Origin of the sequence: Streptomyces sp. NPDC102462 (genome assembly GCF_044765425.1) — a bacterium.
GTDB lineage: Bacteria > Actinomycetota > Actinomycetes > Streptomycetales > Streptomycetaceae > Streptomyces.
In genome coordinates this window covers 20975-46931 of the sequence record NZ_JBIWKB010000043.1, presented here as the reverse complement: position 1 = coordinate 46931, position 25957 = coordinate 20975, and the positions used below count along the sequence as shown (strand labels likewise).

Genomic DNA, 25957 nt, shown 5'->3' with positions numbered 1-25957 from the left:
GGGCGGTGTGTTGGTGGGTGGGTGCGGCGTCGTTGTGGTTGAGCGCGGTGGCGCTGTGCGAGTTGGCGGGGGGTGCCTATTCGCCGTGGGGCGGTGTGTTGGTGGGTGGGTGCGGCGTCGTTGTGGTTGAGCGCGGTGGCGCTGTGCGAGTTGGCGGGGGGTGCCTATTCGCCGTGGGGCGGTGTGTTGGTGGGTGGGTGCGGCGTCATTGTGGTTGAGCGTGCAGTTCCCCGCGCCCCTTTGGGGCGTTGTCGTGGGCCTGTGTCGTTTTGTTCGGGGTGGTCACTCGCCGGTCGCGGCTCGTCGGTGGGCGGGTGGTGTTGTGGCTGGGCGCGCAGTCCCCGCGCCCCTTTGGGGCGTTAGGACTGGTCGGCTGTTGCCAGGTGGGCTGTGGCGAGGATTGTGCCGTCGGGGGTGGTCAGTCTGGCTGCTGAGAGTTTGGCGGTGTCGGCCATGGCCGGGCTGCCCCAGTACCCGGTTCCGTCGTGCCGCAGCGCGAACGTGCCCACGCGTACCGTGCTCCCGTCCTTGTGCACCAGCAGACAGGTCACCTTGCCGTCCCGCGGAGCACCCGTGCCGGCCAGGTCGACGGCCATGTAGATCCAGCCCGGCCTGCCCGGGTGGACGTAGATCTCGCCGACCGCCTTCCCGGGGCTGGTGGCCGAGGCCAGGTCTCCGGAGAGCATGCCCCCGTTGGTCCCGGCCGTGGAGGAGGGGCCGGCCACGACGTCCTCGATCGCCGTGCCGATCGCCCAGCCGCCGAATCCGACGGCCAGGACGAGGGTGGCCGCGGCCGCGGCGAGCCGCACCCGGATCCGCCTGCGGCGGCTCGGGTACGCGGCGGCGGCCCGCGTCGGCGGACGCCGTTCCCGCGCCGCCGCGGTCAGCCTGCGCGCCACCCGCTCCTCGAAGCCCACCGGCGGCTCGCTGCCCGGGAGCAGCCCGATGAGCCGGTCGCTCACCGAGGTCAGTTCCTCGATGTACTTCCGGCACTCCGCACACTGGTCCAGATGGGCGACCGCCTCCGCCCGTTCCCGGCCGGGCAGTACGCCCAGAGCCAGTTCGGCGCCGATCTCCCGCAGCGTCCGGCAGGTCACGTCACTGGCCATCGTCGCCTCGCTTCGAGGATGCGAGTGAGGTCCGCAGCTTGCCCATCGCCGTCCTGATGCGCGTCTTGGCGGTACCCAGCGGGATCCTCTCCCAGTCGGCGATCTGCTGGGCCGTCATTCCGTAGATGCCGGCCATCACGAGAGCGCGGCCCTGCTCCCGCGGTAGCTCGGCCACCGCGGCCCGCAGCCGGGTCGACGCCTCGTCGGCCAGCGCGTACTGCTCCGGAGTCTCGCTGACGGCGCCGAGGACCGTGTCCAGGTCCTCGGGCGCCACCGGCTCCGGCCGCCGGGTCCGGATGGCGTCGATGGCCAGGTTGCGGGCGATCGTGGTCAGCCAGGTCGACACGGAGCCGCGGCGCGCGTCGTAGACCTGGGCATGACGCCACGCACGCTCGAACGTCTGCTGGGCGACGTCCTCGGCGAGCTGCGGGTCCCCGGTGACGGCGACGGCGACACCGAAGACCGTGTGCTGGAACCTGCGTACGAAGGTGACGGCCAACTCCGGGTCACCCGTGGCCAGCCCGGACAGCAGAGCTTCGTCCGGGAGGCGTCCCGCAGAGAACCGGAATCTCTGCATATCCCTACATACGGTGCGCCCTCGGCGAGAGATTGTTCGGCCACCACGGAAGATCACATTCCTCGTCTCCCTCCGTGACTACGACGGACGGGTGCGGTGCAGCGCGATCATGGTCACGTCGTCGCTCAGGCCCCGGCCCACATACCGCCGCAGGTCGCTGTGGACGGCGCTGAGCAACGCCGCGGGCCCCAGCCCGGCCCAGCCGGGAAGCCGGTCCGCGAGCGGGTAGAAGTCACCGGCCCGGTTGCGGGCCTCGACGACGCCGTCCGTGTACAGCAGCAGGGTGGCGCCGGGCGGGAAGTCCACGGTCTCCACGGGCGGATGCGCGCGGTCGAGATCGCCCAGTCCGAGCGGCGGCGCGCAGGACGCGGGCTCCAGCACGGTGACCCGTCCGCGGTCGATGAGCAGGGGCGGCGGATGCCCGAAGTTGATCACGAATGTGGGTCCTTCGCCCTTCTCCGGCACCTCCAGCACCATGGCGGTGACGAACTCCTCCAGGGCGAGGGACGTGCTCGTGGTGTCCTGCTGTGCCGCCGTGGCATCGCGCAGGTCCTCCCTGAAGTCCTCTTCGAGGTCGGTGACCATGGCGTGCAGCGGTCCGCGCTGGCGTACGGAGCGGCGGAACGCGCTCAGCACGTAGCTTGCGGTCTCCACCGCCGCGAGGCCCTTGCCGTGCGCGTCGCCGATCAGGATCCGCACCCTGCCGCCGACGTCGGCGACCGCGTACAGGTCCCCGCCGACGGCGGCGTCCTCGTTGGCCGCCAGATAGACCGAGGCGAGGGTCAGGTCGCCGATGCTGGGCGGCAGGGGCTTGAGCAGGACCCGCTGGGTCACCTCGGCGACCGCGCGGGTGCGAGCCAGCTCGTCCTCGCGGCGCTCGCGGATCCAGCTGGCGCCCACGGCGCCCATGCAGATGACCATCAGCGCGGTGAGCTGCACCCAGAAGTTCGCCGTGCCGAGCGCCAGGTTCCCGGCCGCCGCCAGCACCACGCAGGGCAGGGTGATCGCGATGACGGCGACCACGCCGAGCGGTGTGCAGAACACCGCGGCCAGCGCGGGCGCCCCCACCATCAGGGAACCCAGCCTGATGGACCGGCTCAGCGCCTGGTCCACCACCAGGAGTGCGACGGGCATGGACATCAGCCCCGCGGTGATGAGCCGCGGGTGCTCCCACATCGAGGCCACCGGCCCCGGCCCACGCCTGCGACCGTCCAACACCATCACCTCCCGGCCGTCACCCCCGGCCGCTCCCATACTGACCCCCCACCCCACCTCAAGCACGCCGACGGCATGGCATGGTTGCTTGTGGCAGCGCCGTGAAGGGGCGCGGGGACCGGCGCGCCCAGCTACAAACCACCCGCACCCGGCCCCCGATATGCCACCCCACACCGAGCAGCCGCCCCCGGCTGGATGGCATGGTTGCTGATGGCAGCGCCCTGAAGGGGCGCGGGGAACGGCGCGCCCAGCCACAGACAACCCGCACCCGGCCACTGGCGTGTCATCCCACACCGGGCAGCCGCCCCCGGCTGGGTGGCATGGTTGCTGATGCAGCGCCCCATAGGGGCGCGGGGAACTGCGCGCCCAGCCACAAACCACCCGCACAAGGCAGACGGCGTGAAGCCCCACGGCGGAACACCCCGCCCAAGCAGCGCAGCTCCCAGCTAGGAGTCGAAATGACCACACCGCGAGACCTCTTGATCGTCGCGCTGGCCCCCGCCGCCGACCGCTCCGTAGGACAGGGCGACCTCTCGCTGGCCCTCGCGGGGGCCGAACTGATCGACCTCCTGCGGGCCGAGGCCATCGGCCTGGACGGCGACCGCATCGTGCCGGGCCTGCCGCTGGGCATGGGCGACCCGCTGCTGGACGAGGCGGTGTCGGCGCTCGTCCGTGAGCGGCCGTACGAGTCCGTCGAGGACTGGCTGTGGCGGCGGGGCCGTGACCTGGCCGCGGCCTATCTGGACGCCCTGGAGGCGGCGGGCGAGGGCGGCGGCCGGGGACGCGGCCGTCGCCTCTCCCTGCGCACGGACCGGACCCGGCTCGGCGATACGGCCGAACGCGGACGCGCCGCCGAACGCTGGACCGCGGCCGAACCCGTGCTGGCCGCGCTGGGCGCCGCCGTGGGGCTGCGGGAGGAGCCGGCCGGCGGCCCCGCGGGGCTCCCCGACACGGTCGTGTCCGTCCTGGCCGCCGTGAACGACGCGGTGGTGGAGCTGGAGGCGGTGCGGCAGCGACGCAGCATCGAGACGGCGGCCTTCGACAACATCTGGCGCGCTCCCTGACCTGGGACGAGGGCGTTCGTACGAGCATTCGAACAAGAGAACGGGCCGGGGATGTCACCGTCAACGGCGGCCGACTGCTCGCCCTCGCCCGCCAGACCCGCGTCATCCTGTCCGAGGACCGGCCGGCCTGAGCCACCCGGGCCCGGGCCGCCACCGCCGCGGCGCCCGCAGGGCGATCCGGCGCTCGCCTGCACAGGGCACGTTGATGTCGGATTCTCGCCAGCCCCGCCGCGGCCGGTGGCCGATGCTGGAGCCATGCAGAAAGGGATGCACCTCGACCGGGAGCGCTGTGTGCGGGCCGTGCGGTCCAAGGACGCGCGGTTCGACGGCTGGTTCTTCACGGCCGTCCTGACCACCCGCATCTACTGTCGGCCCAGCTGCCCGGTCGTCCCGCCCAAGGCGGAGAACATGACGTTCCACCCGAGCGCCGCCGCCTGCCAGCAGGCCGGATTCCGGGCCTGCAAGCGCTGCCGGCCCGACACCAGCCCCGGCTCACCGGAGTGGAACCAGCGCGCCGACCTGGTGGCCCGCGCCATGCGGCTGATCGCCGACGGCGTCGTGGACCGCGAGGGCGTGCCCGGACTCGCCGCCCGCCTCGGCTACAGCACCCGGCAGGTCGAACGCCAGCTCTTCGCCGAACTCGGCGCGGGCCCCCTCGCGCTCGCCCGGGCCCAGCGCGCCCAGACCGCCCGGCTCCTCATCGAGACGACCCCGCTGCCCATGGCGGAGATCGCCTTCGCGGCCGGCTTCTCCTCGATCCGCGCCTTCAACGACACCGTCCGCGAGGTGTTCGCCCTCTCCCCGAGCGGGCTGCGGGCCCGCGCCCCGCGCAAGCAGACCCCGGGCACCCCGGGAGTCCTGTCCCTGCGCCTGCCGTTCCGCGCCCCGCTCAACCCCGACAACCTCTTCGGCCACCTCGCGGCGACCGCGGTACCTGGCGTGGAGGAGTGGCGGGACGGCGCCTACCGCAGGACGCTCCGGCTGCCCTACGGACACGGCATCGTGGCGCTCACCCCGAAACCCGACCACATCGCCTGCCGGCTCACCCTCAGCGACCTGCGCGACCTGACCGTCGCCTGCAGCCGCTGCCGCCGGCTGCTCGACCTGGACGCCGACCCGGTCGCGGTCGACGGCCAACTGCGCACCGACCCGCTCCTCGCGCCGCTGATCGACAAGGCGCCGGGGCGCCGTGTGCCGCGCACCGTGGACGCGGCCGAGTTCGCCATCCGCGCGGTCCTCGGCCAGCAGGTCTCCACGGCCGCCGCCCGCACCCACGCCGCCCGTCTGGTCACCGCGTACGGCGAGCCCGTCGACGATCCCGAGGGCGGCCTCACCCATCTGTTCCCCGCGCCCGAGGCACTGGCCGTGCTCGACCCGGAGTCGCTGGCGATGCCCCGCACCCGGCGCACCACCTTCACCACCCTTGTGCGTCAACTCGCCGACGGCACACTCCACCTGGGCGTGGAGAGCGACTGGTCAGAGGCCCGGACCCGGCTGCTCGCCCTGCCCGGCTTCGGCCCCTGGACGGTCGACGTCATCGCCATGCGGGCCCTCGGCGACCCCGACGCCTTCCTCGCCACCGACCTCGGAATCCGGCGCGCCGCCCAGGAGTTGGGCCTGCCCGCCACCCCGGCCGCGCTCACCGCGCGGGCCGCGGCCTGGCGGCCCTGGCGGGCGTACGCGGTCCAGTACCTGTGGGCGACGGACAGCCACCCCATCAACTTCCTGCCGGTGTAAGGACATCCCGTGAAACAGCACACCGTGATCGACAGCCCGTACGGCCCTCTCACCCTCGTCGCCGACGACGGCACCCTGTGCGGGCTCTACATGAGCGAACAGCGCCACCGCCCGCCCGAGGAGACCTTCGGCGCCCGCGACGACACATCCTTCGGCGCGGCCGAGGAACAGCTGGCGGCCTATTTCGCGGGTGAGTTGACGGAGTTCACCCTGCAACTGCGGCTGCACGGAACCCCGTTCCAGCGCAGCGTCTGGGAACAGCTGACGAAGATCCCGTACGGCGAGACCCGCACCTACGGCGACCTCGCCGACGCCCTGGGAAACCCCAACGCCTCCCGCGCGGTCGGCCTCGCCAACGGCCGCAATCCCGTGGGCATCATCGTCCCCTGCCACCGTGTCGTCGGCTCCGACGGCAGCCTCACCGGATACGGCGGCGGCCTGGAACGCAAGCAGCGCCTCCTCGATTTCGAACGCGGAACGGCGCTGTTCTGACCGCGCCGCCGACCCGGCCCGCTCGGGCCCGGCACCCCGCCTCGCACCTTGTAGGGTCACGCGCAGAACAAACGCGGCCACGACGCTAGGGGTGGTATGTCGGCCAGTGACGTGCAGGTCTGGACCGGAATCCTCGGCACGTTCGTCACGGTGGGCGTCAGCGTCCTCGGGGTGCTGAACTTCCAGCGCAAGCGGGACAGATCGGCCGCGGTCGGCGCGGCGTTCAAGGACGTGGTGGAGTCCCTGGCGTCGGACAACACGACGCAGCAGATGGCCGCGGCGATCCTGATGCGCCGGTTCTTCGACAACAACTCCGAGCAGGGCGCGGGCCGCACCCCCTACGCCAACGAGGCGGTCGCCGTGATCGCCGGACTGCTGCGCAAGTCCGAGACGGGCCAGATCCAGAAGGTCCTCGCCGACGGACTGCGCTACGCACCGTCCCTGTCCGGCGCCGACCTGCAGGGCTGCAACCTGGCCCGCTCCTATCTCGGCAGCCGGGAAGGCGACAAGAAGGTCGTCGACCTCAGCGACGCCGACCTGTTCGAGGCCGATCTGACCGGCGCCTCCCTGCGCGGCGTCACCGCGGCGCGGGCGGTCTTCTACCGCGCCACACTCGTCGACGCCGTACTCGTCGACGCCGTCCTGGTCGGCGCGGACTTCCGCGAAACCCGGCTGGCCGGCGCCAACTTCACCGGGGCCCGGCTCGACGGCGCGCAGTTCTCCGAGGCCGTGGACGTGCCCGCGGACATAGCGAGCCGACTGGACGCCCAGGGAAGAGTGACGAGCGAAGACACCGCATGACGCACCGCGATCTGAGACCCGCCCGCGTCTTCCTCGGGGCGCCGTCCATCCTCACCCCGGCCCAGCAATCCACACTGGACCGCTGGGCCGGCTGGCTCGGACAGCAGCCGTTCGAGGTGATCCGTCTGGGCCGGGACGGCCACGGCGACGACCCCTGGCACACCCTGCCCCGACTGCTCGCGCAGGTCGACGGCGTGGTGCTGCTCGGCTTCCGGCAGTTGCACGCACCCGACGCGGTGTGGCGCCCGGACACCGAGGAGGAGAACCGGTCCGCGCGCTGCTGGACCTCGCCGTGGCTGCAACTGGAGGCCGGGATGGCGGTGGCCCGGTCCCTGCCGGTCCTCGTCGCCCCCGAGGACGATGTGGCCGAAGGGGTCTTCCAGCCGCAGACATGGAACGCGCGGGTACGCGGAACGCGGCTGACCCCGCCGGGCACCGGCACCGGCGACTGGCTGGACGCCGTCCGCGCGCACCGGGAACACCGCCGGTGACGGCGCCGGGCGACCGCGGCCGGGTCAGCCGGCGCCGCCCTCCCGCACCCGGGCCAGCAGCGCCGGCAGGGCCGTGCCGATCGGCTCGCGGACGACCTCCTGAGCGCGGTCGTCGTACGGCGTCGGCTCGGCGTTGACGATGATCAGCCGGGCCCCGCCGTCGGCGGCCACACCGGCCAGGCTCGCGGCCGGCTGGACCCGCAGACTGCTGCCCACCGCGACGAACAGGGTGCACGCCCTGGCGATCGCCAGGGCCTCGCCGAGCACCACCGGATCCAGCCGCTCACCGAACATCACGGTCGCCGACTTCAGGATCCCGCCGCACTCCAGGCACGGCGGATCCTCCTCACCGGCCTCGATGCGGGCGAGGGCGTCCGCCATCGGCCCGCGCGCATGGCACGACGTACACACCACACTGCGCGCCGTGCCGTGCAGTTCGAGCACCTTGCGGGCGGACAGGCCGGCGAGCTGGTGCAGACCGTCCACGTTCTGGGTGATCACCCGCACCGGAATCCCGGAGCGCTCCAACTCGGCCACGGCACGGTGCGCGGCGTTCGGCTCCGCGTGCAGCGCGCGGTTCTGGCGCCGCATCTGCCAGGACCGCCGCCGGATCTCCGGATCGCGCATGTAGAAGTCGTACGTCACGAGCTTCTCGGCCTCGGGATCGCGCCGCCACAGGCCGTTCGGCCCGCGGTAGTCGGGGATACCGGAATCCGTGGAGACACCCGCGCCGCTGAGGATGGCCACGAGGGGCTTGGTCATGGGGCGAGCGTAGGACGCGCATCCCCGCGGAGCGAACCGATTTGGGGGCAGCGGCCGTTCCGCCGCACCGGCGTGACGGGCCCGCCCGCCCGGCCGGCTCCCGTCCCGGCGAGCGCTCGGTGCCCGCCGGGACTACAAAGGAATGAGGGGCCGGCCTGCCGGAGGGAGCGACCAGCGATGCAGATCGTGGTGGACCTCACCCGTTGCCAGGGCTATGCGCAGTGCGTCTTCCTCGCCCCGGAGGTGTTCACGCTGCACGACGAGGAGGCGCTGCTGTACCACCCGGCCGTTCCCGAAGGGCAACGCGAACGCGCCCGTCAGGCAGCGGCGGCCTGTCCCGTGCAGGCCATCCTGCTGGGCGAGGAGGTGAACCCCGGTGCCCGCTGACCTCCTGCGGAGCAGGATCGTCGTCGTCGGCGCGTCGCTGGCCGGGCTGAGGGCCGCGGAGACGCTGCGCGAGGAGGGCTTCACCGGCCCGCTGACCATCGTCGGGGACGAGCCCCATCCGCCCTACGACCGGCCCCCGCTGTCCAAACAGGTCCTGTTCGGCAAGGTCCCGGCCCACTCCACCGGGCTGCCCGTGCGCCGCGATCCCCAGGCCGAGTGGCGGCTCGGTGTGCGTGCCACCGGACTGGACACGGTCCGCAAACGGGTGCTGCTGGCCGACGGTGAGTCACTGCCGTACGACAGGGTGCTGATCGCCACCGGAACGCGGGCCCGGCCGTGGCCCCATCCGCAGGAGGCGGCCCTGGACGGCGTGTTCACCCTGCGTACCAGCGACGACGCGGAACAACTGGCGGAGCGGCTGAACGCGGGACCGCGCCGGGTCCTGGTGATCGGCGGGGGCTTCACCGGCTCCGAGATCGCCTCGGCCTGCCGGGAACGGGGCATCGCGGTCACCGTCACCGAACGCGGACCGGCACCGCTGGTGGGCGCGCTCGGCGGGACGCTGGCCAAGCTCGCCGCCGCCATGCAGCGCAACCACGGCGTGGACCTGCGCTGCGGGGTCACCGTCACCGCGCTGCGCGGCGAGCGCCACTTCACCGGCGCCGACCTCTCCGACGGCAGCCACGTCGACGCGGACGTGTGCGTCGTCGCCATGGGGGCGGTCCGCAACGTCGAATGGCTCGCGGACTCCGGGCTGGCCGCCGGGCCGCGCGGCATCGCCTGCGACGCCGGGTGCCGCGCCTTCACCATGTACGGGCTCGTCACCGACGACGTGTTCGTGGCCGGCGACGTCTCCCGCTTCCCGCACCCTCTCTTCGACTACCAGTTGCTCTCGCTCGAGCACTGGCGCAACGCGGTGGACCAGGCGGAGGTCGCCGCCCACAACATGGTCAGTCCGGAACCCGAGCGGCGCCCGCATCTGACGGTTCCCACCTTCTGGTCGAGCCAGTTCGGGCTCAACATCAAGTCCGTGGGCGTGCCCACCTTCTCCGACGAAGTCGTCATCGCCCAGGGCTCGTTGCAGGCACGCCGGCTCGCGATGGTGTACGGCTTCCGAGGCCGGGTGACCGCCGCGGTCACCGTCGACATGGCCAAGTCGCTGGAGTACTACCGGAACCTGATCGAGACCGCCGCGCCGTTCCCGCCCCCGCCCGGCGCCTCCGACCGCGGGCCGGCGGCCGAGGTACCGGTGCCCTCCGACGTGCCGGATCCGAGCGGCCTCTCCCACGGACCCACCGTCGCCCTCACCGGTCATCTGCCGGACCGCCGACTGGTCATGATGCGGCCCACCCGGTGACCCGTCGCCCCGCCCGTCCACGAGGAGCCCCCATGACCGCCGAGACCCTGCTGGAGCGGATCACCGACTACGCCAACCGCCCCGACCCGTGGCCGCTGTACGCGGAACTGCGGGAGGCCGGCCCCGTGGTGCGGCAGGCGGACGGCAGTCACCTGGTCGGCACCTACCACGAGATCCTGGCCCTGCTGCACGACCCGCGGATCAGCGCGGACCGGCGCAGCCGCACCACCGGGGCGCCCGAGCCGGCCGGTGAGCAGCCGAAGCCGCCGTTCCTGCGGCTCGACGACCCCGAGCACCACCGGCTGCGCACCCTCGCCATGCGGCCGTTCGGCCCGCCGCACAGCCCGGCCCGCATCGACGCCCTGCGCGGCGAGATCACCCGGATCACCGAGGAACTCACCGAGTCGCTTCGGGGCCGCGAACGGGTCGACATCGTCGACGACTTCGCCTACCCGCTGCCCGTCACCGTCATCTGCCGGCTGCTGGGCGTCCCGCGCAAGGACGAGCCGAGGTTCCGCGAATGGACCGACGTGCTCGTCGCCTCCGCCGACATCGGACCCGAGGAGGACACCCACCAGCCGGACAAGGCGGCCATGCAGGCCCGCCAGGAGATGGGCCACTATCTGCTCGACCTCGCCGACCAGCGCCGCGGCCGGCCGACCGGCGACCTGCTGTCCGCCTTCGTCAACGAACCCGACCCCGTGCAGCGGTTGACCCCCGACGAACTGGCGTCGACCGCCGTGCTGCTGCTCATCGCCGGACACGAGACCACCGTCAACCTGATCACCAACGGCGTCCTCACCCTGCTGCGCCGGCCCGGCCAACTCGACGTGCTGCGCCGCGATCCGGGCCTGCTGCCGCGCACGGTGGAGGAACTGCTGCGCTACGAGCCCCCGGTCCACATGCGCGAGCGCATCCCGCTCGCCGACGTGGACATCGCGGGCACCACCCTGCCCAAGGGCACCCCGGTGGTGCTCGCGATGGCATCGGGCAACCGCGACCCGCTGCGCTTCCCCGACCCCGACCGGTTCGACCCCACCCGCCGCGACAACGAACACCTCGGCTTCGGCAGCGGCGTCCACCTCTGCTACGGCGCCCCGCTCGCCCGCATCGAGGCCCAGACCGCGCTGGCCGCGCTGCTGCCCTTGCTCGGCAGCGCGACCCTGGTGCAGGACCCGCCGCCCTACCGGACCAACGCCATGCTCCGCGGTCCCCGCCATCTCCCTCTGGGGTTCGGCCGGGGCTGATGACACGGCTCCTTCATATGTGCGGTGTGCCGGGTCCGGCGGTTCGTCGTGGGGTGTCGTAGATCGCGCGGTTCCCCGCGGTGGCGCTGTGCGACTTGGCGGGGCGGCTGATCGCCGTGGGGCGGTGCGTCGGTGGGCGGGTGCGGCGTCGTTGTGGCTGGTCGCGCAGTTCCCCGCGCCCCTCTGCGGTGCCGCCCCTTCATGGGTGCCGCATGCCTGCCGAACCCGGTGGCCGTCTGCCGGTGTGTTGTGGCTGGTCGCGCAGTTCCCCGCGCCCCTCTGAGGTTCCGCTCCTTCACTCGTGCCGCGGCCGTTTGCCGAGCGGGGTCAGCCCCACCCGGTGGCCGTTCTCCAACTCGGCCGCGCCCGTGTCGTCGGCTAGTACGTCCAGGGCGACCTGGACGCGGCGGCCCAGGGCGCCGTCGAGATGGTCGGCCAGTTCCGCGCGGGGGACCAGCCGCCACGACAGCAACTCCTCCTCCTGGAGCCGGATCGAGCCGAGGTCGTCCGCGGTCAGGACACCGCCGTCGTACAGGTAGGCGACCAGCGGCGGACGTCCCGTGCCGTGCACCCAGTCCACGGCGAGCAGTCGGCCCGGCGTGACGTCGAGACCGATCTCCTCGGCCGTCTCCCGGCGCGCACCCTGGCGTGGCGTCTCGCCGTCGTCGGACTCGACCGTGCCGCCCGGAAGCGCCCAGCCCGGACGGTAGTTGGGCTCGACGAGCAGCACACGCCCCTCGGTGTCGCGGAACAGGACGGCGGCCCCGGCGAGCACCCGGGGCAGGCCCGCGATGTATGTGGCGAAGTCTTGTGTGATGGCCATCTGCGAAGCGTAACCAGCCCGCCCGGCCGCTCGTCGGCCGCGACAGCGCCCCGAAGGGGCGCGGGGCTGTATCGATATGCGGCTCCGCCGCGATGGGGGTCCCTCCTGTTCGAGCGAAGCCGAGAACTTGGGGGAGCGACCAGCCACAACGGTGCCGCAGACGACCGACGGCATATCGCGGCATCTCCAGCGGAGCGCTCAGGTCGCCGAAGCGGCCAGCCGGAGGGTGCGTTCGGCGAGGTCGGTGATGCTCGCCCCGTCGAAGCCGAACACGGCGCTGCGGACCGTGTCCTCCAGCGGGTCCTTCCAGTGGTTCGGGATGGCCGCCGCACCGGTCAGGACGCCCGCCACCGAACCGGCGGTCGCGCCGTTGGAGTCGGTGTCCAGTCCGCCGCGTACCGTGAGCGCGATGGTGCGGGTGAAGTCGCCCTCGCCGTACAGGAGTCCGGCGGTGAGCACGGCCACGTTCGGGACCGTGTGGATCCAGCCGAGCCCCGCGGTCTCCCGCGCCACCGTGGACAGGGTGTCCTCCCAGGACATGCGGGTCTCGTGGAGCGAGACGACCCGGCGCACGGTGCGGGCCAGTCTGCTGCTCGCCGGGATCACGGCGAGCGCGTCCTCGACCGCGTGCCGCACGGTCGGCGCCGTGAACGCCGCGGAGATCAGCGCCGCCGCCCACATCGCGCCGTACACCCCGTTGCCGGTGTGCGACAGCACGGCGTCGCGGCGGGCCAGCGCGGCGGCCCGGCGCGGGGCGCCCGGATGGGTCCAGCCGTGGATGTCGGCGCGGATCAGCGCGCCGATCCACTCCTGGTAGGGGTTGTCGTACGTCGCCGTCAGCGGCGGCTTCAGCCCGTCCGTGAGATTGCGGTAGGCCGCCCGTTCCGCGGTGAACGTCTGCAGATACGGCAGCCTGAGCAGCCACACCTCGCCGACCTGCTCGGTGCTGAAGCCGAAGCCGTGGGTCTCCAGCAGATGCAGGCCGAGGATCGCGTAGTCGACGTCGTCGTCGCGGCAGCTGCCGTGGACCCGGCCGCGCACACAGCTCGGCCACTCCGGGCGCAGCGCGGCGCGGTCGCGCTCGTCCGCGGGCTCGGGGAGGTAGTCGGTGAGCGGCAGGGCGTCCGCCCGCCGCAGATAGCGGTCGATGCGGTCGCGCGTCCACAGATCGCCGCGCTCGACCGGCTTGCCGAGCATGTTGCCCGCGATCCGGCCCAGCCAGCCGCCGAGGACACGGTCGGCGAGTCGGGGTTCGCTGCGCACAGGGGTCATGGCATCGGTCTACCCGATTCCGGCGCGCCGCCACGCGGCGTTCGGGGGCACGCCCGGGGCATGACGGCCCGGCCGTCCGCCCGTTAAGGTCGCAGCGGCGCGACTGGCCCCGACGTGCGGGCCCGGAGAGCAAGGGGTGGAAAGTGGCGGACGCTGCAGTGCAGGGGACCCGGCGGGTGCTCGTCGCCGCGGACAAGTTCAAGGGCTCGCTGACGGCCGCACAGGTCGCCGAGCGGGTGACGGCCGGGCTGCGCCGGGTCGTGCCGGAGCTTGAGGTGGAGGCGCTGCCCGTGGCCGACGGCGGCGACGGGACGGTGGCCGCGGCGGTCGCGGCCGGTTTCGAGCGGCGGCCGGCGCTGGTCGCCGGGCCGCTCGGTGAGCGGGTGACGGCGGCGTTCGCGCTGCGCGGCGACACCGCGGTCGTGGAGATGGCGGAGGCCAGCGGCCTGCAACGGCTGCCGGCCGGAGTGTTCGCGCCGCTCACGGCATCCACGTACGGCTCCGGTGAGTTGCTGCGGGCCGCGCTGGACGCGGGCGCCCGGACGATCGTGTTCGGCGTGGGCGGCAGCGCGACGACCGACGGCGGGGCCGGGATGCTGTCCGCGCTCGGCGCGCGGTTCCTGGACGGGGACGGCGAACCGGTGGCGCCGGGCGGCGGCGGGCTGGCCGAGCTGGCGCGGGCCGATCTGTCCGGTCTCGACCCGCGGCTCGCCGAGGTCGAGCTGGTGCTCGCCAGTGACGTGGACAATCCGCTGACCGGCCCGAAGGGCGCGCCCGCCGTGTACGGGCCGCAGAAAGGGGCGTCGCCGGACGACGTGGTCGCGCTGGACGCCGCGCTCGCGCACTACGCGAAGGTGCTGGAGGCCGCGGTCGGGCCGCGGGCGGCCGGGTGCGCGGCGGCACCCGGGGCGGGCGCCGCGGGCGGCATCGGGTACGGGGCGCTGCTCCTGGGGGCGCGGTTCCGTCCCGGTATCGAGGTCATGCTGGACGTGCTGGGTTTCGCGCCCGCGCTGGACCGGGCCACGCTGGTGATCACCGGCGAGGGTTCCCTGGACGAGCAGACCCTGCACGGCAAGGCCCCGGCCGGGGTCGCCGCGGCGGCCCACGCGGCGGGCAAGGAGGTGGTCGCGGTGTGCGGCCGGCTGGCTTTGTCGCCGCGGGCGCTGGGCCTGGCAGGGATCCGGCGGGCGTACGCGCTGACGGAGGTCGAGCCGGACGTGTCCCGGTCCATGGCGGACGCGGGCCCGCTCCTGGAACAGCTCGCCACCCGCATCGCGCACGACTTCCTGCTCTGAGACACCGGCACCTCGAAACATTGCGGCATCACGACGTCACGACACCGCGGCATCAATGGCAAAGGGGCCCCGAACCGGTCGGTTCGGGGACCCTCCTCGTCCGCTACGGCTACGGCAGCTGGGCCGCGCGTGCCTCGCGTCGGTTGTCCCGGAAGTTGTTCACCCGGCGGGCCGTGGCGAACAGCGGGATCACCGCGCCCATGACGAGCTGGAGCGCGCAGCCGGTCTGGAGCAGCAGCTGGCCGCTGGGGGCGTCGAACGCCCAGGCGGCCAGCAGGCCCATCGACAGCACGATCCAGGACAGCATCGCCACCGCGAGACGGCCCCGCGGCTTCGGGTACTCGACCCGGCTCACCATCAGCCAGGCCGTGCCCAGGATGGCGAGGAGCGTCGCCACGAAGGGCAGCTCGAGCAGCACGATGGACACGACCGTCAGCGCGCCGAACGGGCTCGGCATGCCCTGGAACAGTCCGTTCGGCGGCGTCACACAGGAGAACCGGGCCAGCCGCAGCACCACGGCGAGCAGCACGACGATCGCGCCGAGCGCCGCCATCCGCTGGTGCGCGTCGTCCGCGACCATGCCGTACACGAGGACGAAGTAGGCGGGTGCCAGGCCGAAGCTGATCAGGTCGGAGAGGTTGTCCAGCTCCGCTCCCATCGGGGAGCTGCGGAGCTTGCGCGCCACCAGGCCGTCGAACAGGTCGAAGACGGCGGCGCACAGCATCAGGATGACCGCCGTGGCCGCGCTGTGGCGGGCCATGCCGGTCTCCTGGCTGCCGGTGAGGTGCGGGATCAGGATGCCGGTGGTGGTGAAGTACACCGCCATGAAGCCGCACGTGGCGTTGCCGAGGGTGAGGGTGTCCGCTATCGAGAGGCGCAGCGAGAGGGGCATCTCCTCCTCTTCGTCGGCCTCGTCGGCCTCGGGCACCCAGCCCGTCTGTGTCTCTGGATCAATCACGGTCAATGCGAGTCACCCCAGCCACGGTCTTCTGGCCGACCTCGACCGCGACCTCCACGCCCTCGGGCAGATAGAGGTCGACACGCGACCCGAAGCGGATCAGACCGATCCGGTCGCCCTGCTCCAGCTTCGTACCCTGCGGGACGTAGGGCACGATGCGGCGGGCCACCGCGCCGGCGATCTGGATCATTTCGATGTCGCCGAGTTCGGTGTCGAAATGCCAGACTACGCGCTCGTTGTTCTCGCTCTCCTTGTTGAACGCGGGAACGAAGCCTCCGGGGACGTGCTCGACCGAGGTGACCGTGCCGGAGAGCGGCGCGCGGTTCACATGGACGTTGAGCGGGCTCATGAAGATCGCGACGCGGGTGCGTCCGTCCTTCCACGGCATGATGCTCTGCACCACACCGTCGGCGGGCGAGATGACCCGGCCCGTGGCGATCTCACGTTCGGGGTCGCGGAAGAACCACAGCATGCCCGCCGCGAGCGCGGTGGCGGGCACGGCCACGGCCCTGGCGGCGCCGGAGCGGCGGGCGCGGGCCAGGCTGAGGGCTGCGGTGGCGACGGTCGGGAGAAGCCACGGCGATGCTCCGCGCGCGAGGCGTACGCCGACCAGGCTGTCTCGTGGTGCAGAGGTTTGGCTGTGGGGCATGGATGACCTTCGTAGCGGTGATGCCGCGCTTCGATCGGGGGACGGCGGCTTTCCGGGATCGTACCGGTCGCGGGCCACAACTGGGCAAGCCAGGAAGCCGAGTCGGCGGCCGAAGACCGTTGACGGGGTGTGACCTTCTTCTCGAAGAAAACACCCCGTACTCGGACAATCAACCCTGGAATCGATACGCTTCGAGCAGCCTGCGCCCGATGATCATTTTCTGGATTTCGGCGGTGCCCTCACCGATCAGCAGCATCGGCGCCTCCCGGTAGAGCCGTTCGATCTCGTACTCCTTGGAGAAGCCGTAACCGCCGTGGATGCGGAAGGCGTCCTCCACGACCTCCTTGCAGTACTCGGACGCGAGGTACTTCGCCATACCCGCCTCCAGGTCGTTTCGTTCGCCCGAATCCTTTTTGCGGGCCGCGTTGACCATCATGGCATGCGCGGCCTCGACCTTCGTGGCCATCTCCGCCAGCTTGAACTGGATGGCCTGGTGCTGCGCGATCGGCTTGCCGAAGGTGTGCCGCTGCTGGGCGTAGGCGATGGCGAGTTCGAAGGCGCGCAGGGCGACGCCGCAGCCCCGCGCGGCCACGTTGACGCGGCCCACCTCCACCCCGTCCATCATTTGGTAAAAACCTCGGCCGGTGACACCGCCGAGCACCCGATTGGCCGGAAGCCGCAGCCCGTCCATGATCATTTCGGTGGTGTCGACACCCTTGTACCCCATCTTGTCGATCTTGCCGGGGATCGTCAGGCCGGGGCGGACCTCGCCGAAGCCGGGCTCCTTCTCCACGAGGAACGTCGTCATCGACTTGTGCGGTGCGGCGGCCGTCCGCGAAGCGGCGTCCTGCGCCGGGGAGTGTCCTTCGCCACTGCCGTCACCGCGCACCAGGACGGCCACCAGGGACGATGTGCCGCCGTTGGTCAGCCACATCTTCTGGCCGGTCAGTACGTACTCGTCGCCGTCCCTGACCGCCTTGGACGTGATCGCCGACACGTCGGAGCCGAGGCCCGGCTCCGACATCGAGAAGGCGCCCCGGACGTCGCCGGCCGCCATCCTCGGCAGGAAGTGGTCCCGCTGTTCCTGTGTGCCGTGCTGCTTGAGCAGGTACGCCACGATGAAGTGCGTGTTGATGATGCCGGACACCGACATCCAGCCGCGGGCGATCTCCTCCACACACAGGGCGTACGTCAGCAGCGACTCGCCGAGGCCCCCGTACTCCTCGGGGATCATCAGACCGAACAGGCCCAGCTCCTTGAGGCCGTCCACGATCTGCTGCGGGTACTCGTCGCGGTGCTCCAGCTCCGTGGCGACCGGAAGGATCTCCTTGTCCACGAAGTCGCGGACCGTGGAGACGATCTCCTGCTGGACGTCCGTCAGACCGGCGGTCTGCGCGAGGCGCGTCATCACTTCTCCGTCTTCTGCGCAGCAGCGTCCGGCTCGGGGCGGCCCGGCTGCTCTCCGCCACGCTCCTTGAGGTACGTCCCGGTGGGCACCATCACCTTGCGCCGGAAGACGCACACGAGGGTGCCGTCCTGCTTGTAGCCCCTGGTCTCGACGTGCACGATGCCCCGGTCGTCCCTCGACCTGGACGGCCGCTTGTCGAGCACGGTCGTCTCGCCGTAGACCGTGTCGCCGTGGAAGGTCGGCGCCACGTGCCGCAGCGACTCGATCTCCAGGTTGGCGATCGCCTTGCCCGACACGTCCGGCACGGACATGCCGAGCAGCAGGGAGTAGATGTAGTTGCCGACGACGACGTTCTTGCCGAAGTCCGTCGTCTTCTCCGCATAGTTGGCGTCCATGTGGAGCGGGTGGTGGTTCATCGTGAGCAGACAGAAGAGGTGGTCGTCGTACTCGGTGACCGTCTTGCCCGGCCAGTGCTTGTAGACCGCGCCGACCTCGAACTCCTCGTAGGTGCGTCCGAACTGCATCGTCGTCAGGCCTCCGGGATCTCGAAGGTGCTGGTGCGCCGCAGCCCCGCGGCCCGGCCCTTGCCGGCGACGACCAGCGCCATCTTGCGGCTGGCCTCGTCGATCATCTCGTCGCCGAGCATCGCGGAGCCCTTCTTGCCGCCCGCCTCGGACGTGTAGTAGTCGTACGCGTCCAGGATCAGCTCGGCGTGGTCGTAGTCCTCCTGGGAGGGCGAGAAGACCTCGTTGGCGGCGTCGACCTGGCCGGGGTGCAGCACCCACTTGCCGTCGAAGCCGAGGGCGGCGGCACGGCCGGCCACCTCCCGGAAGCCGTCCACGTTGCGGATCTGCAGATAGGGGCCGTCGATCGCCTGGAGGTCGTGGGCCCGGGCCGCCATCAGGATCCGCATCAGGATGTAGTGGTAGGCGTCCGCCGGATAGCCGGGCGGCTGCTCGCCGACGACCAGGGACTTCATGTTGATCGACGCCATGAAGTCGGCGGGGCCGAAGATGATCGTCTCGGTGCGCGGACTGGCCGCGGCGATCTCGTTGACGTTGTTGAGTCCCTGCGCGTTCTCGATCTGCGCCTCGATGCCGATCCGGCCCACCTCGAAGCCCATCGTCTTCTCGATCTGGGTGAGCAGCAGGTCCAGCGCCACCACCTGCTCGGCGTTCTGCACCTTGGGCAGCATGATGCAGTCCAGGTTCGGTCCCGCGCCCTCGACCACCGTGACGACGTCCCGGTACGTCCACTCGGTCGTCCAGTCGTTGACCCGCACCACCCGCGTCTTGCCCGTCCAGTCGCCCTCGTTGAGGTACTTGACGATGGTGTGCCGCGCCTCGGGCTTGGCCAGCGGCGCGCACGCGTCCTCCAGGTCCAGGAAGACCTGGTCGGCCGGGAGGCCCTGCGCCTTCTCCAGGAAGCGTGGGTTGCTTCCCGGCACGGCCAGGCAGGAGCGCCGCGGACGAAGACGGTTGACTGTCATGCGGGGACCTCCAGGGGTTCGAGCTTGTTCGCTTTGCGGATCTCGTCGACGATACGGCCGATGATCCCGGTGATGTCGAAGTCCTTCGGGGTGAAGACCGCGGCCACTCCAGCGGCCCTGAGCCGTTCGGCGTCACCGTTCGGGATGATCCCGCCGGCGATCACCGGGATGTCGGCGGCGCCGGCCTCGCGCAGCCGCTCCAGCACGTCCGGCACCAGCCGGGCGTGCGAGCCGGACAGGACGGACAGGCCGACCGCGTGCACGTCCTCGGCGAGGGCCGCGTCCACGATCTGCCCGGGGGTGAGCCGGATGCCCTGGTAGACCACCTCGAACCCGGCGTCCCTGGCACGCACGGCGATCTGCTCGGCGCCGTTGGAGTGCCCGTCCAGGCCGGGCTTGCCGACGAGGAAGCGCAGCTTGCCGGTGCCCAGGTCGCGGGCCGTGGCGGCCACCCTGGCGCGGACGCAGGCCAGCGCCGAGCCCTCCTCGGCGGCCACCGCCACCGGTGCCGCCGCGACCCCGGTGGGTGCCCGGTACTCGCCGAACACCTCGCGCAGGGCCCCGGCCCACTCGCCGGTCGTCACGCCCGCGCGGGCGCACTCCAAGGTGGCCTCCATCAGGTTCTCGGTGCCCTTGGCCGCCTCCTTCAGCCGCTCCAGCGCCTTGCACGGGCGCGGGTGGTTGAACGGCGGCTGGTATCGGGTGTCGCGCCAGTGCCGCAGGGCGTCGACCACCCGGGCCTCGATCGCCGGGTCGACCGTCTGGACCGCGGTGTCCAGGTCGGCCGTGAGCGGGCTCGGCTCGGTGGTCTCGAAGACGTTGACGCCGACGATCTTCTCCTCGCCGGACTCGATGCGGGCCCGGCGCTCGGCGTGGGACGCCACGAGCCGCGACTTGAGATAGCCGGACTCGACGGCGGCCAGCGCGCCGCCCATCTCCTGGATGTGCTCGATCTCCCCAAGGGACTCCTCGACGAGCCAGGCGACCTCGGCCTCGACGACGTGGGAACCCTCGAAGATGTCGTCGTACTCCAGCAGGTCGCTCTCGTGCGCGAGGACCTGCTGGATGCGCAGCGACCACTGCTGGTCCCAGGGCCGGGGCAGGCCCAGCGCCTCGTTCCAGGCCGGCAGCTGCACGGCACGCGCGCGTGCGTCCTTGGACAGGGTCACCGCCAGCATTTCGAGCACGATCCGCTGGACGTTGTTCTCGGGCTGCGCCTCGGTCAGGCCCAGGGAGTTGACCTGGACGCCGTAGCGGAAGCGCCGCTGCTTCGGGTCCTCGATGCCGTACCGCTCACGGGTGATGCGGTCCCAGATCCGACCGAAGGCCCGCATCTTGCACATCTCCTCGATGAAGCGGACACCCGCGTTCACGAAGAAGGAGATACGGGCCACCACGTCGCCCATGCGCTCCTCGGGCACCTGCCCACGGGCGCGCACGGCGTCGAGGACGGCGATCGCGGTGGACATGGCGTACGCGATCTCCTGCACCGGCGTGGCCCCGGCCTCTTGCAGGTGGTAGCTGCAGATGTTGATCGGGTTCCACTTCGGGATGTGCCTGACCGTGTACGCGATCATGTCCGTCGTCAGCCGGAGCGAGGGCCCCGGCGGGAAGACATGCGTCCCGCGGGACAGGTACTCCTTGACGATGTCGTTCTGGGTCGTGCCCTGGAGCCTGCTGATGTCCGCGCCCTGCTCCTCGGCGACGACCTGGTAGAGCGCCAGCAGCCACATGGCGGTGGCGTTGATCGTCATCGAGGTGTTCATCCGCTCCAGGGGGATGTCCTCAAAGAGGCGGCGCATGTCGCCGAGGTGCGCCACCGGCACGCCGACCCGGCCGACCTCACCGCGGGCGAGGACGTGGTCGGGGTCGTAGCCGGTCTGCGTCGGCAGGTCGAACGCCACGGACAGACCGGTCTGCCCCTTGGCGAGGTTGCGCCGGTACAGCTCGTTGGACGCCTCGGCCGTGGAGTGACCGGCGTAGGTCCGCATGAGCCACGGCCGGTCCCGTTCCTTCGGTGTCTGCGACTGACGCTCGCTCATGTGCGCCCCTCACACGTTCCGGAAGCGGTTGATGGCGTGGATGTGTTTGGCGCGTAGTTCTTCGTCGCGTACGCCGAGGCCTTCTTCGGGGGCGAGGCAGAGGACGCCGACCTTGCCCTGGTGGGTGTTGCGGTGGACGTCGTGGGCGGCCTGTCCGGTGTCGTGGAGGGGGTAGACGCGGGAGAGGGTGGGGTGGATCTTTGCCTTGGCGACGAGCCGGTTGGCTTCCCATGCTTCGCGGTAGTTGGCGAAGTGTGAGCCGATGATGCGTTTCAGGGACATCCACAGGTAGCGGTTGTCGTATTCGTGGGTGTAGCCGGAGGTGGAGGCGCAGGTGACGACGGTGCCGCCTTTGCGGGTGACGTAGACGGAGGCGCCGAAGGTCTCGCGTCCTGGGTGTTCGAAGACGATGTCGACGTCTTCGCCGTCGGTGAGTTCGCGGATGCGGGTGCCGAAGCGTTTCCATTCGCGGGGGTTCTGGGTGTGTTCGTCTTTCCAGAAGCGGTAGTTCTCGGCGCTGCGGTCGATGATGGCTTCGGCGCCCATGGCGCGGCAGATGGCGGCTTTGGCGGGGGAGGAGACGACGCAGACGGGGGTGGCGCCGCCGGCGAGGGCGAACTGGGTGGCGTAGGAGCCGAGTCCGCCGCTGGCGCCCCAGATCAGGACGTTGTCGCCTTGTTTCATGGCGGCGCCGTTGCGGGAGACGAGTTGTCGGTAGGCGGTGGAGTTGACGAGGCCGGGGGCTGCTGCTTCTTCCCAGGTGAGGTGGCGTGGTTTGGGCATGAGCTGGTTGGATTTGACGAGGGCGATCTCGGCGAGGCCGCCGAAGTTGGTTTCGAAGCCCCAGATGCGTTGTTCGGGGTCGAGCATGGTGTCGTTGTGGCCGTCGGAGGATTCGAGTTCGACGGAGAGGCAGTGGGCGACGACTTCGGCGCCGGGTTTCCAGGCGTTGACGCCGGGGCCGGTGCGCAGGACGACGCCGGCGAGGTCGGAGCCGATGATGTGGTAGGGGAGGTCGTGGCGGGCGCTGAGGGGGGAGAGGCGTGCGTAGCGTTCGAGGAAGGCGAAGGTGGGCAGGGGTTCGAAGATCGAGGTCCATACGGAGTTGTAGTTGACGGAGGAGGCCATGACGGCCACCAGGGCTTCGCCGGGTCCCAGTTCGGGGGTGGGGACCTCGTCCAGGTGGAGGGACTTGCGTGGGTCCTTGTCGGGGGTGGCGAGCCCGTCGAACATGTCCGTCTCGTCCTTGTGCACGGTGATCGCGCGGTACGACTCGGGCAGCGGCAGGGCGGCGAAGTCGGCGGGCTTGGCGTCCGACGACTGGATCGCGGCCAGGATGTCCTTCACGGTCACGGTGTTGCCTCCTGCGGTGAACGCCCTGAGGGCGGGGCGCTGAGGGGTGCGTCGGTGCTGCTGCGGATGGGGTGGAGAGGTGCCGTCGGTCCGGCGGGATGGTGCTTCGGCAGCGCTTTGTGGCGCGGGAGGTTGCCTGTGACGCAGGCGTCCGGGCGCGCGAGCCAGGGGCTCTGCGGGGACAGCCGGCGTGCGTACGGTCGTCGCACTCCGGCCGCCCGGACATCTTCACCGTATGACACCGTGTGTCAGACGACAAGGCACTGAGTGCCAGAAGATGCTCTCAAATGAAATCTTTACCTAACAGATGAGCGATGATCGATCGAACCGGCCGTGAAAATCTGCTGGAAATGGGCCCACACATGGCAGAACGGCCACCTTGCGGGTGGCCGTTCTGCTGGGGGACGCCGTGGGTCAGCGGTCCTTGAGCGCCTGCTCGATGGTGCGCATGACCTCGTCCAGCGGGGCATCGGTGCGGGCCACGGTCACCAGGACCTCCCCCTGCGTGGACAGGGCCGCGGGAGCGGCGGCGGAGGCGGGCCGGGACGCGGTGCCGCGGCCGGCCCCGATCCCGGTGCCGAACGTCTTCCGGACGATCGCGAAGGCGTGGTCCAGCTGGGCCTCGACATCGCCCTGGCCCTCGGCCCGCAGCCAGCGCCTGAGCACATGGTTGTGGGCGGTGACCACGGCGGACGCGGCGACCTCCGCCAGCAGCGGGTCGTCGTTGGCGTCGTCGTCGTGCGCGTGCTCGTCGAAGTGGCCGAGGAGATAGCGGGTGAACAGGCGCTCGTAGCGGGCCACCGACGCGATCTCCGCCTCGCGCAGCGTGGGCACCTCGCGGGTGAGCCGGTAGCGGGCGACCGAGATCTCCGGCTGCGCCGCGTACATCCGCATGACCTCCTTGATGCCGCGGCACACGGTGTCGAGCGGATGCTCGTGCGCGGGGGCCGCGTTGAGCACGGCCTCCGCCCGGACCAGCGTGTCGTCGTGATCGGGGAAGATCGCCTCTTCCTTGGAGCGGAAGTGCCGGAAGAAGGTGCGGCGGGCGACCCCGGCCGCGGCCGCGATCTCGTCGACGGTGGTCGCCTCGTACCCCTTGGTCGCGAACAACTCCATCGCTGCGGCCGCCAGTTCCCGGCGCATCTTGAGCCGCTGGGCGGCGGCACGGGAGCCGGCGGCACGCTCCGGAGCGTCGGGCGTGGCTGGTGTACGTGCGGACTTGGCGGGCTGGGACATGCCCCGAACGTACTGCATGTGCGCAGCTTGGCGCGCATGACCGGGTTTTCCCCGGCCCCCGGCGGGCGGGGGTGGTACGGCGGGGCCGAGCAGCCCGCCCCAGGCGCCGGCCCCGGCGGTGCCGCCGCGCCCGGTGAACCCGTCGCCGGGATGCTCAGCGGCGGGCATACTCGCGGAAGCCGCGGCCGGTCTTGCGGCCGAGGCAGCCCGCGGCCACCAGATGCTCCAGCAGCGGGGCCGGGGCCAGCCCAGGGTCGCGGAACTCGCGGTGCAGCACCTTCTCGATCGCCAGGGAGACATCGAGCCCGACCACGTCCAGCAGCTCGAAGGGCCCCATCGGATAGCCGCCGCCCAGCCTCATCGCCGCGTCGATGTCGTCCAGGGACGCATAGTGCTCCTGCACCATCTTGATCGCGTTGTTGAGGTACGGGAACAGCAGGGCGTTGACGATGAAGCCGGCCCGGTCGCCGCAGTCCACCGGGTGCTTCCTGACGGTGGCGCAGACCTCCCGGGCCGTGGCGTGGACGTCGTCCGCCGTGAGCACGGTGCGCACCACCTCGACCAGCTTCATGGCCGGCGCCGGGTTGAAGAAGTGCATCCCGATCACGTCCTGCGGGCGCGAGGTGGCGCGGGCGCAGGCGATCACGGGCAGTGACGAGGTCGTGGTGGCGAGGACCGCGCCCGGCCTGCAGACCTTGTCCAGCGTCGCGAACAGCTGCCGCTTGACCTCCAGGTCCTCGGCGACCGCCTCGATCGCCAGGTCGACGTCGGCGAAGGCGTCGCAGGAGCCGGCCGGGGTGATCCGGTCCAGGGTCCGGGCCGCGGCCTCGGCCGTCAGCCGCCCCTTGTCGACGGAACGGGAGAGCGAGGCGCCGATCCGGGCTCTGGCGGCCTGCGCCTTCTCCTCGCCGCGGGCGGCGAGGACCACGTCGTACCCGGCCTTGGCGAACACCTCGGCGATGCCCGAGGCCATGGTCCCCGAACCGGCGACACCGACCGAGCGGACCGGGCGGCCCGGGGTGAGGAAGGCGCCCTCCAGCGGGGTCAGCGCGTCCCGCACCACCGAGGCACTGCCCGGGGCCTCGTACGTGTAGAAGCCGCGGCCCGACTTGCGGCCGGTCAGGCCCGCCTCACTGAGCTGCTTCAGGATCGGCGCGGGGGCGTGCAGCCGGTCACGGGAGGCGGCGTACATGGCCTCCAGGACGGTGCGGGCGGTGTCGATGCCGATGAGGTCGAGCAGGGCGAGCGGACCCATCGGCAGGCCGCAGCCGAGCCGCATCGCGGCGTCGATGTCCTCGCGCAGGGCGTACTTCGCCTCGTACATCGCGGCCGCCTGGTTGAGGTAGCCGAACAGCAGGCCGTCCGCGACGAACCCCGGACGGTCGCCGACCGCGACCGGCTCCTTGCCCAGTTCGACCGCGAGGTCCGTGACCGCGGCGACGGCCTGCGGCGCCGTCAGCACGGACGAGACGACCTCGACGAGCCGCATCGCGGGCGCCGGGTTGAAGAAGTGCAGGCCGAGCACGCGCTCCGGGCGGGCCGAGTCGGCGGCCAGCCGGGTCACCGACAGCGCGTTGGTGCCCGTCGCCAGGATCGTCTGCGGCCGCACGATGCCGTCCAGTTCGCGCAGGACCTGCTGCTTGATCTCGTACGACTCCGGGACCACCTCGATGACGAGGTCCGCGTCGGCCGCGGCCCGCAGGTCGGTGAAGGTGCGGACCCGGGCGAGGGCGTCGGCCCGCTCCGGCTCGGTCAGCCGCCCGCGCAGCACGGCGCGCGCGGTGGCGGCCTCCAGGGCGGCGCGGGCGCCGGCGGTGGCGGCCTCGCTGACGTCGATGCCGATGACGTGGCGGCCGGCCTTCGCAAGGACCTCGGCGATGCCGGTGCCCATGGTGCCCAGGCCGACGACGGCGATGGTGCCGAGCGGGGACAGAGAGGGGTCGGACAGGGGAGTGGCCATCGCGGGACTCCAGAGAGGAAAGGTGACGACGGGGGACGCGCCCCGGCGCCCCGGAGGGCGCACCGGGTGCGGAAGGGAGGGCGGGTGATGCCGGGCTGCGGGCGTACTCGCCCGGTGCCGTCGCCGCGGGCACACACACCCGGGGGAGCGGCTGAGACCGACCGGCTCTGTCCCGAAGCCGGGTCGTACTGCGGTACACGGGGTACCGGACCGACCGACGCCCACGACGGCTG

The 25957-nt window shown here is 71.7% G+C and carries 24 protein-coding genes; 9 read left to right on the top strand and 15 right to left on the bottom strand.

Annotation, left to right across the window (positions count from 1 at the left end; all coding sequences use genetic code 11):
* Nucleotides 1-359: 359 nt before the first annotated feature.
* From ACIRFL_RS30390 to ACIRFL_RS30380, 3 genes are all read right to left on the bottom strand, one after another.
* Nucleotides 360-1109 (bottom strand): anti-sigma factor family protein, encoded by a 750-nt coding sequence (locus ACIRFL_RS30390; RefSeq protein WP_404034606.1) that lies wholly within the window; start codon nucleotides 1107-1109, stop codon nucleotides 360-362.
* On the bottom strand, nucleotides 1099-1686 hold the full coding sequence (locus ACIRFL_RS30385) for an RNA polymerase sigma factor (protein ID WP_404034604.1): 588 nt from the start codon (nucleotides 1684-1686) through the stop codon (nucleotides 1099-1101). Before ACIRFL_RS30385 ends, ACIRFL_RS30390 begins: the two co-directional genes overlap by 11 nt.
* Before the next feature lie 78 nt (nucleotides 1687-1764).
* Nucleotides 1765-2862 (bottom strand): PP2C family protein-serine/threonine phosphatase, encoded by a 1098-nt coding sequence (locus ACIRFL_RS30380; protein ID WP_404034602.1) that lies wholly within the window; start codon nucleotides 2860-2862, stop codon nucleotides 1765-1767.
* A gap of 497 nt (nucleotides 2863-3359) precedes the next feature.
* Between ACIRFL_RS30380 and ACIRFL_RS30375 the strand changes: the two genes are divergently transcribed.
* From ACIRFL_RS30375 to ACIRFL_RS30355, 5 genes are all read left to right on the top strand, one after another.
* Nucleotides 3360-3965, top strand: a complete 606-nt coding sequence (locus ACIRFL_RS30375; protein WP_404034600.1) for a GPP34 family phosphoprotein — start codon at nucleotides 3360-3362, stop codon at nucleotides 3963-3965.
* Between the two features lie 255 nt (nucleotides 3966-4220).
* A complete protein-coding gene (locus tag ACIRFL_RS30370; RefSeq protein WP_404034598.1) occupies nucleotides 4221-5702 on the top strand; it encodes an AlkA N-terminal domain-containing protein in 1482 nt (493 codons plus the stop codon).
* A gap of 9 nt (nucleotides 5703-5711) precedes the next feature.
* On the top strand, nucleotides 5712-6194 hold the full coding sequence (locus ACIRFL_RS30365; RefSeq protein WP_404034596.1) for a methylated-DNA--[protein]-cysteine S-methyltransferase: 483 nt from the start codon (nucleotides 5712-5714) through the stop codon (nucleotides 6192-6194).
* A gap of 96 nt (nucleotides 6195-6290) precedes the next feature.
* Nucleotides 6291-6995, top strand: a complete 705-nt coding sequence (locus tag ACIRFL_RS30360) for a pentapeptide repeat-containing protein (protein ID WP_404034594.1) — start codon at nucleotides 6291-6293, stop codon at nucleotides 6993-6995.
* Nucleotides 6992-7486, top strand: coding sequence for a hypothetical protein (locus ACIRFL_RS30355; RefSeq protein WP_404034592.1), 495 nt, complete (start codon nucleotides 6992-6994; stop codon nucleotides 7484-7486). Before ACIRFL_RS30360 ends, ACIRFL_RS30355 begins: the two co-directional genes overlap by 4 nt.
* 24 nt (nucleotides 7487-7510) lie before the next feature.
* Here the strand turns inward: ACIRFL_RS30355 and ACIRFL_RS30350 are convergent, their stop codons facing one another.
* A complete protein-coding gene (locus tag ACIRFL_RS30350) occupies nucleotides 7511-8248 on the bottom strand; it encodes an SIR2 family NAD-dependent protein deacylase (RefSeq protein WP_404034590.1) in 738 nt (245 codons plus the stop codon).
* Nucleotides 8249-8425: 177 nt separating this feature from the next.
* Here ACIRFL_RS30350 and ACIRFL_RS30345 point away from each other — a divergent pair, with 177 nt between their 5' ends.
* The 3 genes from ACIRFL_RS30345 to ACIRFL_RS30335 are packed head-to-tail and all read left to right on the top strand — an operon-like array spanning nucleotide 8426 to nucleotide 11239.
* Nucleotides 8426-8635: a ferredoxin gene (locus tag ACIRFL_RS30345; protein ID WP_351733724.1), complete on the top strand. Its 210-nt coding sequence runs from the start codon at nucleotides 8426-8428 to the stop codon at nucleotides 8633-8635.
* The gene (locus ACIRFL_RS30340) at nucleotides 8625-9992 is read left to right on the top strand and encodes an NAD(P)/FAD-dependent oxidoreductase (protein WP_404034588.1); all 1368 of its coding nucleotides are present in this window, start codon (nucleotides 8625-8627) and stop codon (nucleotides 9990-9992) included. The genes ACIRFL_RS30345 and ACIRFL_RS30340 overlap by 11 nt, the downstream gene beginning before the upstream one ends.
* Nucleotides 9993-10024: 32 nt before the next feature.
* Nucleotides 10025-11239 (top strand): cytochrome P450, encoded by a 1215-nt coding sequence (locus tag ACIRFL_RS30335; protein ID WP_404034586.1) that lies wholly within the window; start codon nucleotides 10025-10027, stop codon nucleotides 11237-11239.
* Between the two features lie 295 nt (nucleotides 11240-11534).
* Here the strand turns inward: ACIRFL_RS30335 and ACIRFL_RS30330 are convergent, their stop codons facing one another.
* Both ACIRFL_RS30330 and ACIRFL_RS30325 read right to left on the bottom strand, forming a co-directional pair.
* On the bottom strand, nucleotides 11535-12062 hold the full coding sequence (locus ACIRFL_RS30330; RefSeq protein WP_404034584.1) for an NUDIX domain-containing protein: 528 nt from the start codon (nucleotides 12060-12062) through the stop codon (nucleotides 11535-11537).
* 198 nt (nucleotides 12063-12260) lie between these two features.
* The gene (locus ACIRFL_RS30325) at nucleotides 12261-13334 is read right to left on the bottom strand and encodes an ADP-ribosylglycohydrolase family protein (protein WP_404034582.1); all 1074 of its coding nucleotides are present in this window, start codon (nucleotides 13332-13334) and stop codon (nucleotides 12261-12263) included.
* Nucleotides 13335-13510: 176 nt separating this feature from the next.
* Between ACIRFL_RS30325 and ACIRFL_RS30320 the strand changes: the two genes are divergently transcribed.
* The gene (locus ACIRFL_RS30320) at nucleotides 13511-14629 is read left to right on the top strand and encodes a glycerate kinase (RefSeq protein ID WP_404034666.1); all 1119 of its coding nucleotides are present in this window, start codon (nucleotides 13511-13513) and stop codon (nucleotides 14627-14629) included.
* A 109-nt stretch (nucleotides 14630-14738) separates the two neighbouring features.
* Here the strand turns inward: ACIRFL_RS30320 and pssA are convergent, their stop codons facing one another.
* From pssA to ACIRFL_RS30275, 9 genes are all read right to left on the bottom strand, one after another.
* Nucleotides 14739-15593, bottom strand: a complete 855-nt coding sequence (gene pssA / locus ACIRFL_RS30315; RefSeq protein WP_388722556.1) for a CDP-diacylglycerol--serine O-phosphatidyltransferase — start codon at nucleotides 15591-15593, stop codon at nucleotides 14739-14741.
* On the bottom strand, nucleotides 15580-16236 hold the full coding sequence (locus ACIRFL_RS30310; RefSeq protein WP_388722554.1) for a phosphatidylserine decarboxylase: 657 nt from the start codon (nucleotides 16234-16236) through the stop codon (nucleotides 15580-15582). Before ACIRFL_RS30310 ends, pssA begins: the two co-directional genes overlap by 14 nt.
* A 169-nt stretch (nucleotides 16237-16405) precedes the next feature.
* Nucleotides 16406-17644, bottom strand: a complete 1239-nt coding sequence (locus ACIRFL_RS30305; protein ID WP_404034579.1) for an acyl-CoA dehydrogenase family protein — start codon at nucleotides 17642-17644, stop codon at nucleotides 16406-16408.
* Entirely contained in the window at nucleotides 17644-18168 is a 525-nt protein-coding gene (locus ACIRFL_RS30300; RefSeq protein WP_404034577.1) for a MaoC family dehydratase, read from the bottom strand. The genes ACIRFL_RS30305 and ACIRFL_RS30300 overlap by 1 nt, the downstream gene beginning before the upstream one ends.
* 5 nt (nucleotides 18169-18173) lie before the next feature.
* A complete protein-coding gene (locus ACIRFL_RS30295; RefSeq protein WP_404034575.1) occupies nucleotides 18174-19133 on the bottom strand; it encodes an HpcH/HpaI aldolase/citrate lyase family protein in 960 nt (319 codons plus the stop codon).
* Complete coding sequence (locus tag ACIRFL_RS30290; protein WP_404034573.1) at nucleotides 19130-21175, bottom strand: protein meaA; 2046 nt, start codon at nucleotides 21173-21175, stop codon at nucleotides 19130-19132. The genes ACIRFL_RS30295 and ACIRFL_RS30290 overlap by 4 nt, the downstream gene beginning before the upstream one ends.
* A 9-nt stretch (nucleotides 21176-21184) precedes the next feature.
* The gene (ccrA, locus tag ACIRFL_RS30285) at nucleotides 21185-22522 is read right to left on the bottom strand and encodes a crotonyl-CoA carboxylase/reductase (protein ID WP_404034664.1); all 1338 of its coding nucleotides are present in this window, start codon (nucleotides 22520-22522) and stop codon (nucleotides 21185-21187) included.
* Nucleotides 22523-22942: 420 nt separating this feature from the next.
* Nucleotides 22943-23764, bottom strand: coding sequence for a TetR family transcriptional regulator (locus tag ACIRFL_RS30280; protein ID WP_404034571.1), 822 nt, complete (start codon nucleotides 23762-23764; stop codon nucleotides 22943-22945).
* Between the two features lie 154 nt (nucleotides 23765-23918).
* The gene (locus tag ACIRFL_RS30275) at nucleotides 23919-25724 is read right to left on the bottom strand and encodes a 3-hydroxyacyl-CoA dehydrogenase family protein (protein ID WP_404034569.1); all 1806 of its coding nucleotides are present in this window, start codon (nucleotides 25722-25724) and stop codon (nucleotides 23919-23921) included.
* Nucleotides 25725-25957 lie beyond the last annotated feature (233 nt).

Bases quoted from the DNA above. Each gene is read 5' to 3' on its own strand.
- ACIRFL_RS30390 (WP_404034606.1), bottom strand. From the start codon at position 1,109: ATGGCCAGTGACGTGACCTGCCGGACGCTGCGGGAGATCGGCGCCGAA.
- ACIRFL_RS30385 (WP_404034604.1), bottom strand. From the start codon at position 1,686: ATGCAGAGATTCCGGTTCTCTGCGGGACGCCTCCCGGACGAAGCTCTG.
- ACIRFL_RS30380 (WP_404034602.1), bottom strand. From the start codon at position 2,862: ATGTGGGAGCACCCGCGGCTCATCACCGCGGGGCTGATGTCCATGCCC.
- ACIRFL_RS30375 (WP_404034600.1), top strand. From the start codon at position 3,360: ATGACCACACCGCGAGACCTCTTGATCGTCGCGCTGGCCCCCGCCGCC.
- ACIRFL_RS30370 (WP_404034598.1), top strand. From the start codon at position 4,221: ATGCAGAAAGGGATGCACCTCGACCGGGAGCGCTGTGTGCGGGCCGTG.
- ACIRFL_RS30360 (WP_404034594.1), top strand. From the start codon at position 6,291: ATGTCGGCCAGTGACGTGCAGGTCTGGACCGGAATCCTCGGCACGTTC.
- ACIRFL_RS30355 (WP_404034592.1), top strand. From the start codon at position 6,992: ATGACGCACCGCGATCTGAGACCCGCCCGCGTCTTCCTCGGGGCGCCG.
- ACIRFL_RS30350 (WP_404034590.1), bottom strand. From the start codon at position 8,248: ATGACCAAGCCCCTCGTGGCCATCCTCAGCGGCGCGGGTGTCTCCACG.
- ACIRFL_RS30345 (WP_351733724.1), top strand. From the start codon at position 8,426: ATGCAGATCGTGGTGGACCTCACCCGTTGCCAGGGCTATGCGCAGTGC.
- ACIRFL_RS30335 (WP_404034586.1), top strand. From the start codon at position 10,025: ATGACCGCCGAGACCCTGCTGGAGCGGATCACCGACTACGCCAACCGC.
- ACIRFL_RS30330 (WP_404034584.1), bottom strand. From the start codon at position 12,062: ATGGCCATCACACAAGACTTCGCCACATACATCGCGGGCCTGCCCCGG.
- ACIRFL_RS30325 (WP_404034582.1), bottom strand. From the start codon at position 13,334: ATGACCCCTGTGCGCAGCGAACCCCGACTCGCCGACCGTGTCCTCGGC.
- ACIRFL_RS30310 (WP_388722554.1), bottom strand. From the start codon at position 16,236: ATGCCCCACAGCCAAACCTCTGCACCACGAGACAGCCTGGTCGGCGTA.
- ACIRFL_RS30305 (WP_404034579.1), bottom strand. From the start codon at position 17,644: ATGACGCGCCTCGCGCAGACCGCCGGTCTGACGGACGTCCAGCAGGAG.
- ACIRFL_RS30300 (WP_404034577.1), bottom strand. From the start codon at position 18,168: ATGCAGTTCGGACGCACCTACGAGGAGTTCGAGGTCGGCGCGGTCTAC.
- ACIRFL_RS30295 (WP_404034575.1), bottom strand. From the start codon at position 19,133: ATGACAGTCAACCGTCTTCGTCCGCGGCGCTCCTGCCTGGCCGTGCCG.
- ACIRFL_RS30290 (WP_404034573.1), bottom strand. From the start codon at position 21,175: ATGAGCGAGCGTCAGTCGCAGACACCGAAGGAACGGGACCGGCCGTGG.
- ACIRFL_RS30280 (WP_404034571.1), bottom strand. From the start codon at position 23,764: ATGTCCCAGCCCGCCAAGTCCGCACGTACACCAGCCACGCCCGACGCT.
- ACIRFL_RS30275 (WP_404034569.1), bottom strand. From the start codon at position 25,724: ATGGCCACTCCCCTGTCCGACCCCTCTCTGTCCCCGCTCGGCACCATC.